A 16,147-nucleotide genomic window follows, 5' to 3' on the forward strand; every position below is an offset into this window, starting at 1 on the left:
TAAGACTAAACTCGCCGGTCCTCCTTGTATCTCATAATAGGCTGCCTCATACAAAATGCGGTTAATCTCGCGCTTACTTTTCTGTAACGCCTGAGTCACTGCCAGTGTGGGGCATTTACAGCCTAATTGAAACTGCCAAAGCAAATAGTCTTTAACCATACTGGTATCTTTGTTCCCTCTGGAAAAACTCCTCGATACTTATAATCAAGGATGATTACAAAACCTTGTTGCCTCACTATCTCGATATGCCCAGTCTTGCAGGTCCTCTTTATATCGCATAACGAACCGTACTTGCCAAGGTGTGGTTTATTAAGCGCTTACGTTCCGTCAGGGTTGCGGGTATTGTTATAGGTGGTGTTATAGGCAAATAGCCTTCCATTTTATTTATGCGTATCTTTATCTCTCGGAGGAATAGGGTCGTTTCCGTGGCTATCTTTCTGCTGAATAGTCCCATCTTTTTTATGTATTACGAACTCTGAATCTTGATTTTTGCTGACCTCTCGTCCCCATGAAACAGCATCCTTTTTATTATCAAAATGCTTTGATGCTTTCTTCGATCCGCCTTTTTTTACATTCCATCCACCCTTTGGATCAGGAACTACATGATGTGATTTTTTTGCCATTCCATTCTCCTTAGCTGATTTGTTAACTACAAAGAATCCCCATAAATCTGATTATTCGACACAAGCGAATTCATCAAGGAAAATCATATAACTACTTCAAGACACTCCTCAACTGCCATTCATGATCCACCCAAACCGCCTCATTCAAAATAGACTTCTCATTGATCTTCCCCACATCCGTCACCCAAACAAACTCCGCTCCTTCCTGATCCGTCAGGCTCTTTCGGATATTCTCTGCTCGTTTTTCCGAGTTCGTCTGAATCAGAACCTGAAAACCGTCGAACTTGCCGTACTTTGTAAAAATCCGTTTTTGCAGATAGGTGTTATACCCGATCACCTTATTCCTCACTATCTCCAGCCGTTCGGTACCCCGGTCAATCTCCAAAAAATAAAGTTTTTGATATTTTTCCAACTCACCCTTGCCTTGCAAAATAATCAGCGCGTCCGGGTGTACCACATAACTACGGCGGCTCACCGGATGGGTTACCTCGTCGTACAGGGCAAAAGCCTTGTTTCCTTTTTCGCTGTTCAAATGTGATTTGACCTCATAATCACAAACAAAACGGCGTAGATGGATTTTGGGATGATTGCGTAGTGCCAGTTCCAGCAAGAGGTGAAATTCGGACAGGTCAAGGGCATGATTTAAAAAAAAGTGCCGCACATTGCCGGATTTAGAAAACGCCCGGACAGTTTCCCCGTATTCCTCCAAAAGATTCATTCCGGATTTTTCAAGGTAATAAGCGGACTCGCCCGAACCTTGACCTGTCTTCACGAAAGGCGTGATCACGCCGATGTAAGCATTGTGAAAAAGGCAGCGCAGTCGGCGGCGGGTGCTTTGCAAAGTGCTGTTGTCTGAAAAAATCAGGCGTTTGACTTGACCGGTGCGCAGGTATCGATAGCGGTTCAGAACCAACAGGATTGCCAAATCCCGCTCCGTCAGTTTGCAGGGAAGGGCTTGTGGTTGCCGCTTTTCTCTTTTCAAATATGTTTTCATTTCAGTTAAACGGACTTTCCGGATCGGCTTTGGGTGTTTGGGGCGGCTTGCTCTCTGGTTGACCGGAGAAGCCTGCAATAACCTTTTGGGCTTTTTCTAATGGCGTATAGCAGCCATGACTCCAGTACACCAGCTTCTTGAATTTTGGATTTGGTTTAGATTCCGCCACATCCTGAGTCCGAATCTGAAATGGCGGCTGCTCCCCGATTTTCACGGTTGCCATTCGTTGGGGCTGATTTACCAATGCACTTGTGAAAAGATAATAATGTTCTGCCAATGGATAAAACCGGGGGGAATAATCCACCCGCTTTTTGTGGTTTGTCACCCAAGTCTCATTCACGGAATCGGTTGCTGATGTGGATCGGTTGCTGGTGTGGGTGGCGGTCTGTCCATGCTGGCTTGAATTTTTTTGGCTTTCCGTATAGTTCGCCATAAATTTTCCGCCACAACTGCTGCCATCGCTTGAACCAAAACCGGAAGACTGCCCATTGGCATCACTGCTGCCGAAAGTATTGGCATTGCTGTGGCTGTGCGTCGTCCGCAGTTCCAGGTACGGTTCGAAACTGGTCTGCTGATCCCAGTACTTCACCTCATTCAAATCGAAATAAGTACCCAAATTTTCCGCCTGTACCACGGCACTTCGGTAAAGAACCCGGAACACCACTTGAATATGGGCGGACAAAGCCGCATCCCGGATTTTCTCATCTTCGATTTGAGACAGGTGCTGATTTGCCAAAATCAAATGCAAGCCGAATTTACGCCCGCCCGTAATGATTTTCTCAATGTCCGATGTAACAAAATTTTGAAACTCATCCAAATAAAGATAGAAGGGGCGTTTGATCGCACTCTCCCGGCTCCGGGTCATGCCGTAAGAATGGATGGCATGCACCAGCAGCGTACCCAAAAGATGGGCATTATCCTCGCTAATCCGGTTGCCTTGCAGCCCGAGGTTCACGAGTAGGATTTTTCTATTCTCAATGATGTCTCTGAAATCAAGGGTGCGTTTGGACTGCCCGAGGGAAAGCCGGATCGCTTCGTTGTGAATGAATTTTTCAATCCGCCGCTGGGTGCTGCCGATGGTGGTTAACCGCTCCCGGATTTGCATTTTGGCGAAATTCTGCCAAAAGGTCAGGACGGAGCCACCGACAGGTTCCGCCATTTGGACGGCACGCTTGGCATTTTTGAAATCAAAGAAGTCTTGTATGTCGAGCAAAGAATGACCGCCTTTAATCAGCGGAATGAGGGCATTTCGCAGAGTTTGTTCGAGCTGGGGTTGGGTTTCGCTGTCCTGCGACATAACCCTTTTTATAGCATCAATGAAACGGTCAACTTTTAGGCTGATGTCTTCATGATACCCATTTTTTGCCAAAGGGTTGAAGCCCACCACATGGGATTGGAAATCCGAAGGATTAAACAGCACGACCCGCTTTCTCAATTCATCTTTCCCGGCGCAGTAAGCCAATAGATTGTTATACAGTTCCCCGTGGGGATCAATGACACAAATTCCATTGCCCTGATCAATGTCCTGCTGGGCGAGGGATTGGAGAAAATAGCTTTTCCCAGTGCCGGAAGATCCCAGAACATACATGTGCCGGGTGCGTTCCGAGTTGTTAAGATGAACTAAATTTGACTTTTTGTCTAGCCCAAGTAAGATGTGATCGGAATTTTTCCCGGAAGACTCTGAATTTAATTCTTTCAGGATTGAGTTTTTCATTCTTCCGCTTCCCCGCACAAGGGAAACCAACTCCCTTCTGCAATCATCAATAATTTGTTTGGCTAACTCCATATCCAAATTCCCATGCCTGATCGCCTCAAACCACAGACCGATTTTAATCCCGTCTTGAACCCGGGGAAGCCGCAAACAGCGGCTGAATCCTTGCCCGGTGAAAAGCCTGATTCTTTTAATGCCATTTGGACGGCTTTCCAACGAAAGCATGAACTTGCTAAAACCCGGTTTCAAGTCGAGCAGGACTGCCAAATCAGTCCCGAGAGTAAAGCGTCATTGCTTCGGGATTTAAAAGCACTTGGGGCAATGTCCCGCCGTGAGCTGATTTTCTTTCTCCACCGGAATAACTGCCGTCAGGAGATTGCAGGGCTTATTGCACAGCCGGGGCATCCTGCCCTTTATTTTCCAGAAGACGATTTTTACATCGACCGGGTGGAGGGAGGTGTCCATTTCCTTGATTAACCTCGCTGTCTGTTTGCAATCCAACAAAGGTTAATCATCCACATCCCGGTTAAACTCGAATTCCTGATCCAGTAATTCATAAACCTGCCGGATCGTCTCATCTTCGGCACCCTGCTTTTTGAGTTCCGAGATGCGACTTCGCAGCCGCTCATACATTTCAAGTTTTACCGCTTCGTTTCCTTTCTGTTCCCTATCCTGCTCAAACTCACGCTTAATCTGACGAAGCTCACGAGCCCCTTTAACTTCCGCCTTGTCCAAGGTCAATCGGTCTTTAATCTCCCGGAGTTTTTCATCCAGTGTCTTTTCTTTGGGCTCCCCGGCAGCCTGTTTATTTTTAAGTGCCTCCAGTTCCATTTCCAGTTTGAGTTTGTTGACAGAATGCCGGAGGTCAGCTTCTTCGGATTTTTGTTCGATCTCCTTTTTCTCAGACTGAAGTTGCGCCATTTTTTTCTGATGCGCCGCCACTTCTTCTTGGTGCGCTTGATAGGCTAATGCCTGCTCCACAGCAATTTCCGCATCAATATTTTTCAGCCGCTCCCAGGACTTTTTAGTTTCCGCCAACTCGTTCAAAGTTATCCGCATCTCACGGATCATCTCGTTCCGAGTTCTCAACCGTTTCAACTGGACTTTCCCGACAATAGTGGGCAGCAGAGTTTGAAAAATTGACTGGCTTTGGCTGGCAATATTATTTGGCTGAAACAGCTCCATCTCCTTTTGGTCGAGACGCGCCAAAGCAGTTTCCCGTTGTTCCGGCAGCAGTTGGTCATCATTGACGATTTCGGCACGGATTTTTTTAATCTTCCGTTTTTTGAAAAATTTCATCTGCCTCAAATCCTGTCTATTTTTTTAAGAATTTTTTCCATGCGTTTTTCCGCCCGGTCAATATCCTTGCCGGCTTTTCGGACTTGCCTCTGCCGCCATTTGCTTATGGAAATGATTGGTATTCCGAAGCGTGGGAAATAAATGTATATCCAAATGAAAACCGATACACCCACTATAACCATTCCTATAATCTGGAATCGGGTGGCGATAAGGGCACCGATAATGAAATTGTAAATCATCAGCAGTTTGAACATGGAAGCGATTTTTTCATACAGCCGAATACTGATGGTCAGCAGAAGCCAGTAAAGCCAAAAGCCGACGGCAAAGGGATAATGGGTGCTGGTTTTTTGAAAGGCATAAGAAACCGGAACATCAAAAAAATGGTGCAGACCTTCCAGCAACAAAGCTGGCGCATAGGCAGCCGCTGAAAGAATTTCCACATACCATCGGTTTATCTGCTGCCCCCAAAAATTTTTATAATCGCTGTACGGAACAAAGAGATAAAGCAGCAGCACGATCACAGCAATATATCCGGTCAAGAGCCGCTGTTCAGTTTTCAGATTTCTGAAAAATAGACGCTTGTCGAGGATATTCAGAAAAAATAACAGCGACAACAGGAAACCAAAAATTGATACGGTATCTCCTTCGAAAACGCCAAAGCCCGCCAATATACCAACAAAGACCAATGGGAGAAGGCTGTAATTGATATAGTGTGAAGGGGCTTTTTGCATTCTGTCTGTTATCTCACGATCAAGTTTTTAATATGCTTTGTAATTCCCATTCATGGTCTCTCCATATTGCCTCATTTAAAACGGTGTTTTCATTCACCCCTTGGCAATTTGAGAGCCACACCAAATCAGTCCCTTTCTGATCCAGCAGCATCCTTCGAATATTTTCAGCCCGCTTCTTTGAGCTGCTTTGCAGCAGCACCCGAAAATCAGAAAATTTTCCATACTTTTTAAATGCACCTTGCTCCCGGTAAAGGTTGTATGCCAGTATTTTTTCCCGAATCTTCTCCAAACCCATGGTTCCCCGGTCAACTTCCAAAAAATACAATTGTTGAAATTTAGCGTAATCAGTTCCGACCTTACCGCCCAATATAATGAGTGCATCCGGAAAGACTGCGAATGTCGCCTCCTTAAAGGTCGGATGCTTCACCTCATCATATAGTTTGTAAATCCAGCGACCCGTTAAATTTTGAGTGAAAGACTTTAATTCGAAATCACAGACAAATCGTTTCAGCTCAATGATTGGATTTTCAGCCAATGCCAGCTCCAAATCAATTCGGAATCGGCTCAGGTCAATCACATGGTTGATAAACTGGTGCTTTGCTGGCTTCCTTTTTGCGTAAGGCAACAAATCAATGTCATAGGCTTCCAGCAGTTCCATTCCTTTTTTATCCAGCACATAAACATATTCGCCATCACCCTTTCTATCCGGCGTGATCGGTTTGATCCGATTCAGATAGCCGTTGTGAAACAGGTATTTTAATCTACGCTGGGTGCTTTGATTGGATTGATTTTCAGGAAAAACCAATTTTTTGATCAGGCTAACGGTCAAATAGCGGCAGCGGTTAACCGCCTTGAGGATTTCAAAATCTCTTTGGGTGAATTCAAAATTAACAGCTCTTTGCCGTCTTTGCTTGGGAAGATATTTTCTTTTGACTTGCTGCAACTTTAATCACCTATGACAAACTTTGGTCTGCCCCGAACCAAATTCATTCATGATGTCAGGCAACAACTGAATTAATGATACTGATAAATGAACGAAGCCGCATCGGAATTTGGCAACTATTTTAACGCCTGACCTTACATTACTTTCATATTCAATATTTTTTTAAAAATCAACATGCGTCCCTCAATAAGATTCTATTCCTGCGTTCCTCTCTTTTTCAATTTATTTAAAATTCAGTTGCTTATCCAGTTTCAAAATACACTTTTGCACCATTTCTAAATATATAGGTCAACTTACAAACCAATTCATACTCAACCTATTGAAATCTAAAATTAATACTTGAAAATTCCACAATATCAGATTAGGTTTTATGCAGGTTGGAAACAAAAACTGATTGCACACAGCCCCGGCTGCATACTCGGTATTTTGTTTTTGTCCCCTGTTTGCATTACCGTCAGGTAAATCAAGCAAGGCATTTTTCGCTTCTCAAAAAGCATCCAAACAACCCACCAGGACAGAGAATGTCCCTAACTTCTCAAGTAGCCAGTTTGTGAAAGCAGACTGGCTACTTATCCATTTCTGACAAACATAGATTGCGCTAATCCATATACGGTGGGATGCCATGGATTTTGATGAAAACATCTTCGAAAATTGCCTTGTTGACAGAAAAGCTGAACCATATATATTGAAACCCGAGGAGGTCGCCCGGTTCCTTCGGAAAAGCACCAGTTGGGTTTATAAAAACTGGCGGGAGTTGGGCGGCAGAAAGCTTGGAGGTTCTCTTTTCTTTAAAAGAAAGGAGGAACTCTATGAGTGTATATTTGAGAGAAAAGAAAGGATGGAGATACGATTTCACCCGAAACGGGATTCGGTACACAGAGTCAGGTTTCAAAACCAAGCGAGAAGCCAAAAAAGCCGAAGCCAGAAAACAGGAAGAACTGAACAGTCCGATAATCCAAAAGGAGATAGAGGAAACCCCGACAGACATGGCATTCTTGGATCTGATAAATAAGAGGTTGGATCATGTGCAGGCTTATAATTCACAGAGCCACTATGAGAACCAGGTTTATCTTGCCAAGCAATGGATGAAGTGCTGGGGGAAACTTTATTGTAAGCAAATCACCATGGAAATGGTGGAACAATACCTTTTAAAACGGAAACGGGAAACTTCGGGAATAACAGCGAATTATGACCTCAGGAATTTAAGGGCGTTATTTAATTTTGGTTTGCACCCCAAACGACAGTGGATACAAAACAACCCTACGATAGGCATTGATTTTTTCCCTGTTGATAAAAGAATTAAATATGTCCCGCCTAAGGAAGATGTGCTCAAAGTTATCTTGGCAGCAGACAAAGATACCCAGGATTATCTTTGGACTATCTTTCACAGTATGGGAAGAATGTCTGAGATCAACCGCTTGACTTGGCAGGATATAGATTTTGATGAACGCACCATCATTTTATATACCCGCAAAAAACGAGGCGGTCATCTAACCCCCCGAAAAGTTCCTATGACCGAAAGACTGTTTGACATTCTTTCATACCGGTTTAAGCATCGTGAAAAAAGAATTCCTTGGGTATTTTGGCACCGGTACTGGAGCAGAAAAACCAAAGAATGGATTGAAGGTCGATATATTGATCGAAAAAAGATCATGGAAACACTCTGCAAAAAAGCCGGGGTTAAATATTTTAGGTATCACGCTTTAAGACACTGCGGCGCATCCCTGCTTGACAATGCCAATATTCCCATCGGGTCGATTCAAAGATTTTTAGGTCACGAGAACAGACAGACCACGGAAATTTATCTTCATTCGATTGGCAATTCGGAAAAGGAAATGATCGGGGTTTTGGATGCGGATTTTCAAAAATCCACACCCCAATCCCCACCCCAAATAAAAAAGGCTTTCAACTAAAAGCTGAAAACCCTTGTCATTTGTGGCGCGCCCGGCAGGATTCGAACCTGCGACCCCTTGATTCGTAGTCAAGTACTCTATCCAGCTGAGCTACGGGCGCCCAAAAAACTTGATATCTATAACAACCTTTACGTGAGAATTCAAGCAATTTTATCAGGGCAATCATATGAAAAATTTCCATGCGGTTTGGTTTTAATAAATTCAAATAGTTGATTTGTGAATCGTGGCAGGTTTTCAATACGTGCGGGTGATTATTAATTTGTGGCTGCATTGAAGCACAGTTGGGATAGTTGGGACACAATCAGGGTTCTGGGAGTAGATGAAATGTCCTTTAAAAAATGTCACAAGTAATTTATTTCATATACTTCAGTTAAATATGTTCTTGCAGTCCTGCCTGACAGAGAAAAAGAAACATTGCACACGAAGCTTATTTAGAATTTCAACACCTTGGATTCCATCTATCAAAATGATAGCTTGTTCTCCAAATATTTCTTCGCTGTATACCTTTTAATTTTGGAATAAATATCCTAAATTGCAAGGTATGATTTCTCGATGGATTACAATCGATATACTTTCGGATCTGCTGCTGGTCAGACGTTTAATGCCCTGGCATGCCAAATAAAAATTATAAAAAAGGATAGGACGGTATAAAAACATGACAAATCAAAATGGATGGACAAAATCAGGCTGGAAGAATTATACGGCTCTTCAGCAACCCAACTGGCCGGATCACAAAGCATTGGAAAAAGTCACTCAAGATTTGGCGTTGCTGCCGCCGCTGGTTTTTGCAGGAGAAATAAGAACATTAAAAGACCTGCTGGCCAAGGCCTCAAAAGGGGAGGCGTTTCTGCTCCAGGGCGGGGACTGTTCAGAAGATTTTTCCCAGGTTACGGCACCTACCATCAGGGAAACCATGAAAGTTTTGCTGCAGATGGCCGTTGTTATGGCCTATGCCGGTGGGAAACCCGCCATAAAAGTGGGCCGGATTGCCGGTCAGTTTGCCAAGCCCCGTTCGTCAGATACGGAAACTGTAGATGGCGTTGAACTGCCCTCATATCGTGGAGACATGGTCAACAAAAGCGAACCCTCCATCAACGCGCGGACCCCGAATCCTAAATACATGCTTAAAGGGTATTATCTGGCTGCCTCCACCCTGAACCTGTTGCGGGCATTTACCCGGGGCGGGTTCGCAGCACTGCACAGGGTCCAGGCCTGGAATCAGGAGTTTGTGGCGCAATCCCCCATGGGGCGGTCTTATAACCGTCTGGCCAGGCAGATTGACCAGGCCATCAAGTTTATGAATACCATCGGGATTCCAACGGATATTCCCCAGATCAATCAAACCCAGATTTTCACCTCCCACGAAGCCCTTTTACTGCCCTACGAAGAGGCGTTGACCCGGATTGATTCCACCACCGGGGACTGGTATGACTGTTCTGCACACATGCTTTGGATTGGTGAGCGGACCCGGCAGGTGGACGGCGCTCATGTCGAATTTTTAAAAGGGGTTCTCAATCCCATTGGGGTTAAAATCGGCCCGGACCATGATATTGACAATATCAAGCAGCTTATTAAAATCCTTAATCCTGAAAACGAACCCGGAAGATTGACCCTGATTACCCGAATGGGGTGTGACAATATTGAGAAAAAGCTGCCCTCCCTGCTTCGTGAAATCAAAAAAGAGGGATATCATATTGTCTGGAACTGCGACCCCATGCATGCCAATACGTATACATCGGCATCCGGACACAAGACACGGGATTTTAATGATATTTTAAAGGAGATTACCCGGTTTTTTGAAATTCACTGGGCAGAAGGAACGATTCCGGGAGGCGTTCATCTTGAAATGACCGGTAAAAACGTAACCGAATGTGTAGGCGGTGCCAGAAATATTGTCAGTGAAGAACTTCACAATCGGTATGATACCACCTGTGACCCGCGACTCAATGCGGAACAGAGCCTGGAGGTGGCGTTCCAGATTGCTGATATGATCAAGCATTAAGGGATACGCTAAAAACGAAATATGATCACGAAAATACAGTTTAAAGCCGGTGCCGTGCAGTTTGATGTGAAAACCGGGGATGTCCGGGGCAATCTTTCTGCTGCCCTTGGGTATCTGGGGCACCTGGCGGACCAGGGGGGGGGCCTTGGGGTCTGCCCTGAGTTTTTTTTGACCGGGTTTGACAATGAAAATATGGACCGGCTTATGCCGGCCGTGGAAGCGGGGATCCAGCGTCTGGCTGAATTTTCCCGGAAGCGCTCCATGGCGGTTGCCGGAAGTCTGCCTGAGCAAAAGAACGGTCAGATATTTAATACCCTTTATTTCATTGACCGGGATGGGAAGATCCGGGCCCGGTATCGCAAACTGCATCTGTTTCCTTTGACCGGTGAGGATCTGTACTATACCCGGGGTGATGAAATGGTGACGGCAGACACCAGCCTGGGCCGCGTCGGGATAATGATCTGCTATGATCTGAGATTCCCCGAGCTTGCCCGCCGCCTTTTCCTTGACGGGGCCCGGATTTTTGTGATCAGCGCTCAGTGGCCCCTTGCCCGGGTGGCCCACTGGCAGGCCCTGATCCGGGCAAGGGCCATTGAAAACCAGGCCTGGTTTATCTGCAGCAACCGTGCGGGCACGGATCCTGACGGGCTGGTTTTTCCGGGCAGTTCCATGATCGTTGATCCCAACGGCGTTGTTCTTGCCCTGGGAGATGATCAGTCCGGTACCATCATGGCTGACATTGACATGGACCTGGTTGATCGGGTCCGGCAAGCCATTCCCGTTGGACAGGACCGCAGGGGGGATATCTATGGTTAATAAAATGGATAATAAAATTGTTACCCTGGATGAGATGTGCCGTCTGTCCCGGGAATACACAACCCTTGGCCGGACCGTTGTGTTTACCAACGGCTGCTTTGACCTTCTCCATGCAGGTCATGTGGCCTACCTTGAAAAAGCAAAATCATTCGGGGATGTGCTGGTCCTGGGTTTGAACTCCGATGCGTCCGTCCGGCAGATCAAAGGCGACCTTCGGCCGGTGATCTGCCAGGACCAGCGTGCCCGGGTTGTGGCGGCCTTAAGCTGTGTGGATCATGTGGTGCTGTTCGATGCGCCTGATCCGGGGGATCTGATACGGAGCATTGTTCCCCATGTTCTGGTCAAGGGGGCGGACTGGCCCGAGGATAAAATCATTGGGGCCAAGTTTGTCAAAGGCTGCGGCGGGCGCGTGGCGCGCGTGGCTTTTGAAGAAGATATCTCCACATCAAAAATCATTGAACGAATTGGGCAAAGATTTTATGGCGGCGCTTAAGCCTTTGACATTTGATCATCTTAATGCCTTCCCCGGGCTGGTTCATGGTGTTTTTTCCAGGGCCGGCGGATACAGTAAAGATGCCTTTTCAGGACTGAATATCGGATTGAGCACCGGAGATGATCCTGATGTTGTAAACCGGAACAGACGCCGGATGCTGTCGTCCCTGGATCTGACCCGGGTTCTTTTTTTTAATCAGGTACACGGCACAGACATCGCTGTGATCAAATCGGAAAAAGATGCGGCAGACGCTGCCTGGGAAGGGCAGGGGGGCGCACCGTCTAAAATATTTAAAGCTGATGCTGCTGTTACAAATCGTAAAGACCTGGGGCTTGTGATCCAGGTGGCAGACTGCCAGGCCGTGGTCCTGTATGACCCGGAAAAAGAGGTGATTGCCAATGTCCATTCCGGCTGGCGGGGCAGTGTGGATAATATTTTAGGACGCTGCATCAATGCCATGGTCACACAGTTCGGGTGTACACCTGCAAACATCCGGGCAGGGATCAGTCCCTCCCTTGGCCCCTGCTGTGCACAATTTATGAATTATAAACAGGAAATTCCAAAATCATTTTGGAAATATAAAGACAAGGACCGCCCCTATTTTGACTTCTGGCAGATCTCCCGGGACCAGCTTGGGGCCTACGGTGTGTTGGATGAGCATATTGAAACCATGGGGCTTTGTACCCGGTGCCGTACGGATCTGTTTTACTCCTTCAGGGCAAACAAGGTCACCGGTCGATTTGCTGCGGTAATTGCACTTAAAAACAAGGATGAATAATAATGGATAATTTTGAACAGGTTTTTTTAACCCGCACGGTAAAAGCCGCTGGTTGAGCTGCTAAACTGGATCCAGGGGCCCTGGATAAAATCGTGTCAAAACTTGAACTGCCGTTCCATCAGGATCTGATCATCGGGCTTGAACACCCGGATGATGCCGGTGTGTTCCGCCTGTCCGAAGAGACTGCCATCGTCCAGACCCTTGATTTTCTGACACCTGTGGCCGATGATCCCTATGAGTTCGGCCAGATCGCCGCGGCTAACTCATTGTCCGATGTCTATGCCATGGGCGGTACGCCCATTACCGTCATGAATATTGTGTGTTTTCCCTCATGTGACCTTGACGCAGGTATCCTGCCCCGTATCCTTGAAGGCGGACTTGATAAAATTAAAGAGTCAGGCGCAGTACTTGTGGGCGGCCATTCCGTGGATGATCCTGAAATCAAGTACGGGCTGTCCGTGACCGGCATCGTGCATCCGGACCGGGTCTGGGCCAACAGCCGGGCACAGGAGGGGGATGCCGTGATTCTGACCAAGCCCATTGGCACCGGCGTCATCTCCACGGCGATCAAAGGCGGTCTTGCATCCGGGGACCAGGCTAAGCAGGCTGTAAAAACCATGTCTGCCCTGAACAAGAATGCTGCCCTGATCGCGAAGGAATTTCATGTCCATGCCTGTACGGATGTCACAGGATTTGGGCTTGGGGGGCATTTGATTGAAGCGGCCAAAGGTGCGGGCATGCGTATTGAAATTTATACGGAAAAGGTCGGGGTGCTGGACGGGGTAATGGAATTTGCCGCCATGGGTCTTCTTCCGGGCGGTGCCCATAAAAACAAACGTTTTTTTGCCCCGCATATCCGTGTGGCTAAAGGAACGGATCGGGTGCGAAGTGATTTAATGTTCGATCCCCAGACATCTGGCGGGCTTCTGCTTTTTATGGACCGGGACCAAGCAGCGCAATGTGTGGGTATTATGGAAAAAAATGGTATTCAGGCAAGGGTGATCGGAAGGGTTAAAGGGCCGTATACCAACGGATTCCTTGATATTATGTAAAACGTTTTTTCACATTGACTTCATCCGGATCATATGATATTTGCTCTCAAGATAATTTAACAATTAAGTTTGAAGAGCCAAGTTTGAAACGCAGGGCTGCCGGGTGACTGGTAAACGAGCTGCCGGTGAAAGGCCGAATAAAAATGGCAGAGAAAGATAAGGGAAAGACCTTTCGTGAGCTGGGATATTTTGCAAGTCTTGGCATATCCGTGGCGCTGGCCATTGTCATCGGGATGGCACTGGGATACTGGCTGGATAGTGTTTTTGATACAAAACCCGTCCTTTTGATGGTGGGACTTGGGTTCGGCATAGCAGCCGGGTTCAGCAACATTATCAGGGCCGGAAAAAAAGCGGAAAAATATTAATGGAAGAACTTGAGAAAATAGTAAACTTTATCACACGAACCAACTGGCTCCTGTTTCTGGGGTCAAGTCTTGTGGCATTGCTTCTGGCCTCTCCGAAAGTGTATCTCGGGGTTTTTCTGGGCGGTCTGATTGTAACAATCAACTTTCATGTTCTGAAAAATACAGTAACTCAAAATATCAACCAAGAGCGGGTGATGGAAAAGGGAAAATCCCTGATCGGTGCGCTTCTGGTTAAATATTATCTGCGTTTTGCATTGACGGCAGTGATTATTTTTCTGCTGATCGCAAACCGCAGCGTACATCCGGCAGGGCTTCTGGCAGGTCTTTCCGTAGTAGTGGCAAGCACGTTTATAGCAGCGGCAATTGAATTAACCAAGATTATATTCAGGGAGGCGGTTTAAGGTGGAACACCCATATCTATTTCTTACTTCGTTGTTTGGTTTGTTTGGTCTGGAAGATTGGGCAGGTGCCCATGCACATGTCACTTACATGTGGCTTGCAATGATTATTCTTGTATTTTTTGGCTGGATCGGCGGCAAAAGCGTTGCCCTTGTGCCCAAGACCGTTCAGAATGTGTTTGAGGTAATCATCTCCGGGCTTGAAGAGTTTATGGTTGGTATCACCGGTGAAGAGGGAAGAGATTCATATCCCCTGTTGCTGACTGTTTTCCTGTTTGTCCTTTTGGGTAACCTGTTCGGCCTGATCCCCGGATTCTATCCTCCCACAGCCTCCATCAACACCACTGTTGCCCTGGCCATCATTGTCGTGGCCTGGAGTCATGTGATCGGCATCAATAAACACGGTGCAAAATATATTAAACATTTCCTGGGGCCCGTACCGGCACTTATGCCTCTTTTCCTTATCATCGAAATCATTGGTCACCTGGCACGGGTACTGTCCCTGACTTTACGTCTCTTCGGCAACATGATGGGCCATGAACTGGTGGTAGGCATCCTTCTGATGTTGGCCGGTCCCTTCCTGGTACCCCTTCCTATTATGGCAATGGGTATCCTTGTATCCTTGATTCAGGCCATTGTATTCTTTCTGCTGCCGACCATGTACATCGCAGGCGCCATAGAAGAAGCACATTAAGCTTGATGAATGCAAGAACTTAAGTCTTTTTTACGGGATTTTGGAAGAAGCCCGTTTGTTTATAATACTTTATTAAAGGAGTAAATCTCATGGAATTTCTCGTTGGTAGTGTCTGGGCAGCAGGTTTTGCCATTGGTATCGCTGCATTTGGTTGCGGCATTGGCCAGGGCCTTGGTCTGAATGGTGCCATGTCTGGTATCTCAAGAAACCCTGAAGCAGCTGGTAAAATCCAGGTGAACATGCTGATCGGTCTTGCTCTGATCGAATCTCTGTGTATCTATGCTCTGGTTGTTGCGATGATCCTTCTGTTCGTTCATCCTGCAATCGGTCCTGCTGTTGCTGCACTTGCCGGACATTAATACACAGCTGTTTAACGATACAGTCGTTTAAAAAGGGGCGTCTCCTTCATGAGACGCCCCTTTTGTTTTTTCCGAAAGCTTATCCCCCTTTGGACAATCAGTTTGGGTTTATTTGATTGATATTTCTCCGGGATGGGATTAATTGATTATTAATGTTTTTTATTTTCAGAAGATGGTGTTCGGATAAGAGATGATGGCTGGCATAACAAGACTACTTTCAGAATGTTTACGTGAGTTGACCCTGATCAGGGTATTGACAATGCCGGCGTCCTGGTCTAATTAAGCTATAATATTAACTAATCTTCGACACTGAAACTGCGGCCATGTCATCTCCCTTTTCGATAATTTTATTCAAACTTTTGGCTTTTTCGGCCTTGGTCACCTTATTTGCGTCAATCGCCGGACAACAAATTGGCCACCTGACTTACGGGATGATTAACCCCCGGCCGGATCGTCCAGCCATCCAAAGTTCCGGTTGGGACAAGCAGGCCGTAAAAGAGCAAACCTCACCCGGGACAACCGAAAAAACGGTCGTGTCCAAGGTGGTGAAAAGAACCGTACTGCGCAACCAAAACGAGGCAGGTGCCCCAACCGTTAATTCCGGTGTTTTGATCACGGATCAATCCGAAAGGACAGTGTCTCCGGCCAAAGTCATTGAGATGGCACCCAATACCAAGGAAAGTACGAAAATTGTCTATGCCGTTCAGACCGGTGTATTCAGCAGCAAAATTAACGCTGAAGAAAATGCAGAAAGGGTTAAAACATATTCGCCGACCACTGTCATTTTGACTTGTGAAAACGGGAAAAAAATCTACGCTGTTCGGATCGGAAGTTTCGCTGGGAAAACAGAGGCCGAAAAGGCCCTGGCAAGCTTCAAAAAAAAAGAGCACATCGGGGCTATTCTGGTCTCCCTGTATGGAAAGCATGATCTTGTAAAATTTTGTAAAAAATAAAAAAACGCTCACACAGGGAAGGT

Annotated in this window: 17 protein-coding genes, 1 tRNA gene and 1 pseudogene; 12 read left to right on the forward strand and 7 right to left on the reverse strand. The window is 46.3% G+C overall.

Annotated elements, in window-relative coordinates; genetic code table 11:
- Positions 1–380: 380 nt before the first annotated feature.
- The 6 genes from Q366_RS16120 to Q366_RS16150 all read right to left on the reverse strand — a co-directional run bounded on the left by Q366_RS16120 (position 381) and on the right by Q366_RS16150 (position 6,301).
- Positions 381–623, reverse strand: coding sequence for a DUF2188 domain-containing protein (locus Q366_RS16120; protein ID WP_035240808.1), 243 nt, complete (start codon positions 621–623; stop codon positions 381–383).
- A 91-nt stretch (positions 624–714) separates the two neighbouring features.
- Positions 715–1,605, reverse strand: coding sequence for a replication-relaxation family protein (locus Q366_RS16125; RefSeq protein WP_169742981.1), 891 nt, complete (start codon positions 1,603–1,605; stop codon positions 715–717).
- Positions 1,606–1,618: 13 nt separating this feature from the next.
- Positions 1,619–3,595 carry a type IV secretory system conjugative DNA transfer family protein gene (locus Q366_RS16130; RefSeq protein WP_156968196.1) on the reverse strand — a complete coding sequence of 659 codons (1,977 nt, stop codon included), beginning with the start codon at positions 3,593–3,595 and terminating at the stop codon, positions 1,619–1,621.
- 240 nt (positions 3,596–3,835) lie between these two features.
- Positions 3,836–4,627 carry a hypothetical protein gene (locus Q366_RS16140; protein WP_035240817.1) on the reverse strand — a complete coding sequence of 264 codons (792 nt, stop codon included), beginning with the start codon at positions 4,625–4,627 and terminating at the stop codon, positions 3,836–3,838.
- A 5-nt stretch (positions 4,628–4,632) separates the two neighbouring features.
- Entirely contained in the window at positions 4,633–5,358 is a 726-nt protein-coding gene (locus Q366_RS16145) for a hypothetical protein (RefSeq protein WP_156968197.1), read from the reverse strand.
- 19 nt (positions 5,359–5,377) lie between these two features.
- Positions 5,378–6,301, reverse strand: coding sequence for a replication-relaxation family protein (locus tag Q366_RS16150; protein ID WP_035240821.1), 924 nt, complete (start codon positions 6,299–6,301; stop codon positions 5,378–5,380).
- Positions 6,302–7,110: 809 nt separating this feature from the next.
- Here Q366_RS16150 and Q366_RS22015 point away from each other — a divergent pair.
- Together Q366_RS22015 and Q366_RS22020 are read left to right on the forward strand one after the other, a co-directional pair.
- A pseudogene (locus Q366_RS22015) lies at positions 7,111–7,212 on the forward strand (hypothetical protein); the annotation flags it as partial.
- 414 nt (positions 7,213–7,626) lie between these two features.
- On the forward strand, positions 7,627–8,214 hold the full coding sequence (locus Q366_RS22020; RefSeq protein WP_245619988.1) for a tyrosine-type recombinase/integrase: 588 nt from the start codon (positions 7,627–7,629) through the stop codon (positions 8,212–8,214).
- A 23-nt stretch (positions 8,215–8,237) separates the two neighbouring features.
- On the opposite strand, the gene Q366_RS16160 is transcribed toward Q366_RS22020, so the two are convergent.
- Positions 8,238–8,314, reverse strand: a tRNA-Arg gene (locus tag Q366_RS16160).
- 555 nt (positions 8,315–8,869) lie between these two features.
- Here Q366_RS16160 and Q366_RS16165 point away from each other — a divergent pair.
- The 10 genes from Q366_RS16165 (at position 8,870) to Q366_RS16210 (ending at position 16,124) form a co-directional block, all read left to right on the forward strand.
- Entirely contained in the window at positions 8,870–10,216 is a 1,347-nt protein-coding gene (locus Q366_RS16165) for a class II 3-deoxy-7-phosphoheptulonate synthase (protein WP_035240825.1), read from the forward strand.
- Between the two features lie 21 nt (positions 10,217–10,237).
- The gene (locus Q366_RS16170; RefSeq protein ID WP_035240827.1) at positions 10,238–11,032 is read left to right on the forward strand and encodes a carbon-nitrogen family hydrolase; all 795 of its coding nucleotides are present in this window, start codon (positions 10,238–10,240) and stop codon (positions 11,030–11,032) included.
- Positions 11,033–11,036: 4 nt separating this feature from the next.
- Positions 11,037–11,525 carry a D-glycero-beta-D-manno-heptose 1-phosphate adenylyltransferase gene (gene rfaE2 / locus Q366_RS16175; protein ID WP_035240879.1) on the forward strand — a complete coding sequence of 163 codons (489 nt, stop codon included), beginning with the start codon at positions 11,037–11,039 and terminating at the stop codon, positions 11,523–11,525.
- Positions 11,512–12,303, forward strand: coding sequence for a peptidoglycan editing factor PgeF (gene pgeF, locus Q366_RS16180; RefSeq protein WP_035240828.1), 792 nt, complete (start codon positions 11,512–11,514; stop codon positions 12,301–12,303). The genes rfaE2 and pgeF overlap by 14 nt, the downstream gene beginning before the upstream one ends.
- A 2-nt stretch (positions 12,304–12,305) precedes the next feature.
- Positions 12,306–13,355 (forward strand): selenide, water dikinase SelD, encoded by a 1,050-nt coding sequence (gene selD, locus Q366_RS16185; RefSeq protein WP_084691866.1) that lies wholly within the window; start codon positions 12,306–12,308, stop codon positions 13,353–13,355.
- A gap of 143 nt (positions 13,356–13,498) precedes the next feature.
- The gene (locus Q366_RS16190) at positions 13,499–13,720 is read left to right on the forward strand and encodes an AtpZ/AtpI family protein (protein ID WP_035240832.1); all 222 of its coding nucleotides are present in this window, start codon (positions 13,499–13,501) and stop codon (positions 13,718–13,720) included.
- Positions 13,720–14,121, forward strand: coding sequence for an ATP synthase subunit I (locus tag Q366_RS16195; RefSeq protein WP_035240834.1), 402 nt, complete (start codon positions 13,720–13,722; stop codon positions 14,119–14,121). Before Q366_RS16190 ends, Q366_RS16195 begins: the two co-directional genes overlap by 1 nt.
- A 1-nt stretch (position 14,122) precedes the next feature.
- Positions 14,123–14,812 carry a F0F1 ATP synthase subunit A gene (atpB, locus tag Q366_RS16200; protein WP_035240836.1) on the forward strand — a complete coding sequence of 230 codons (690 nt, stop codon included), beginning with the start codon at positions 14,123–14,125 and terminating at the stop codon, positions 14,810–14,812.
- A gap of 89 nt (positions 14,813–14,901) precedes the next feature.
- On the forward strand, positions 14,902–15,171 hold the full coding sequence (gene atpE / locus Q366_RS16205) for an ATP synthase F0 subunit C (RefSeq protein ID WP_020590069.1): 270 nt from the start codon (positions 14,902–14,904) through the stop codon (positions 15,169–15,171).
- A 374-nt stretch (positions 15,172–15,545) separates the two neighbouring features.
- Entirely contained in the window at positions 15,546–16,124 is a 579-nt protein-coding gene (locus Q366_RS16210; RefSeq protein ID WP_169742982.1) for an SPOR domain-containing protein, read from the forward strand.
- Positions 16,125–16,147 lie beyond the last annotated feature (23 nt).

Origin of the sequence: Desulfobacter vibrioformis DSM 8776 (assembly GCF_000745975.1) — a bacterium.
Lineage (GTDB): Bacteria > Desulfobacterota > Desulfobacteria > Desulfobacterales > Desulfobacteraceae > Desulfobacter > Desulfobacter vibrioformis.

What these genes read in the sequence shown, in the direction of transcription:
- Q366_RS16120 (WP_035240808.1), bottom strand. Translation starts at nt 623, where the DNA reads ATGGCAAAAAAATCACATCATGTAGTTCCTGATCCAAAGGGTGGATGG.
- Q366_RS16140 (WP_035240817.1), bottom strand. Translation starts at nt 4,627, where the DNA reads ATGAAATTTTTCAAAAAACGGAAGATTAAAAAAATCCGTGCCGAAATC.
- Q366_RS16145 (WP_156968197.1), bottom strand. Translation starts at nt 5,358, where the DNA reads ATGCAAAAAGCCCCTTCACACTATATCAATTACAGCCTTCTCCCATTG.
- Q366_RS16165 (WP_035240825.1), top strand. Translation starts at nt 8,870, where the DNA reads ATGACAAATCAAAATGGATGGACAAAATCAGGCTGGAAGAATTATACG.
- Q366_RS16170 (WP_035240827.1), top strand. Translation starts at nt 10,238, where the DNA reads ATGATCACGAAAATACAGTTTAAAGCCGGTGCCGTGCAGTTTGATGTG.
- rfaE2 (WP_035240879.1), top strand. Translation starts at nt 11,037, where the DNA reads ATGGATAATAAAATTGTTACCCTGGATGAGATGTGCCGTCTGTCCCGG.
- pgeF (WP_035240828.1), top strand. Translation starts at nt 11,512, where the DNA reads ATGGCGGCGCTTAAGCCTTTGACATTTGATCATCTTAATGCCTTCCCC.
- Q366_RS16190 (WP_035240832.1), top strand. Translation starts at nt 13,499, where the DNA reads ATGGCAGAGAAAGATAAGGGAAAGACCTTTCGTGAGCTGGGATATTTT.
- Q366_RS16195 (WP_035240834.1), top strand. Translation starts at nt 13,720, where the DNA reads ATGGAAGAACTTGAGAAAATAGTAAACTTTATCACACGAACCAACTGG.
- atpE (WP_020590069.1), top strand. Translation starts at nt 14,902, where the DNA reads ATGGAATTTCTCGTTGGTAGTGTCTGGGCAGCAGGTTTTGCCATTGGT.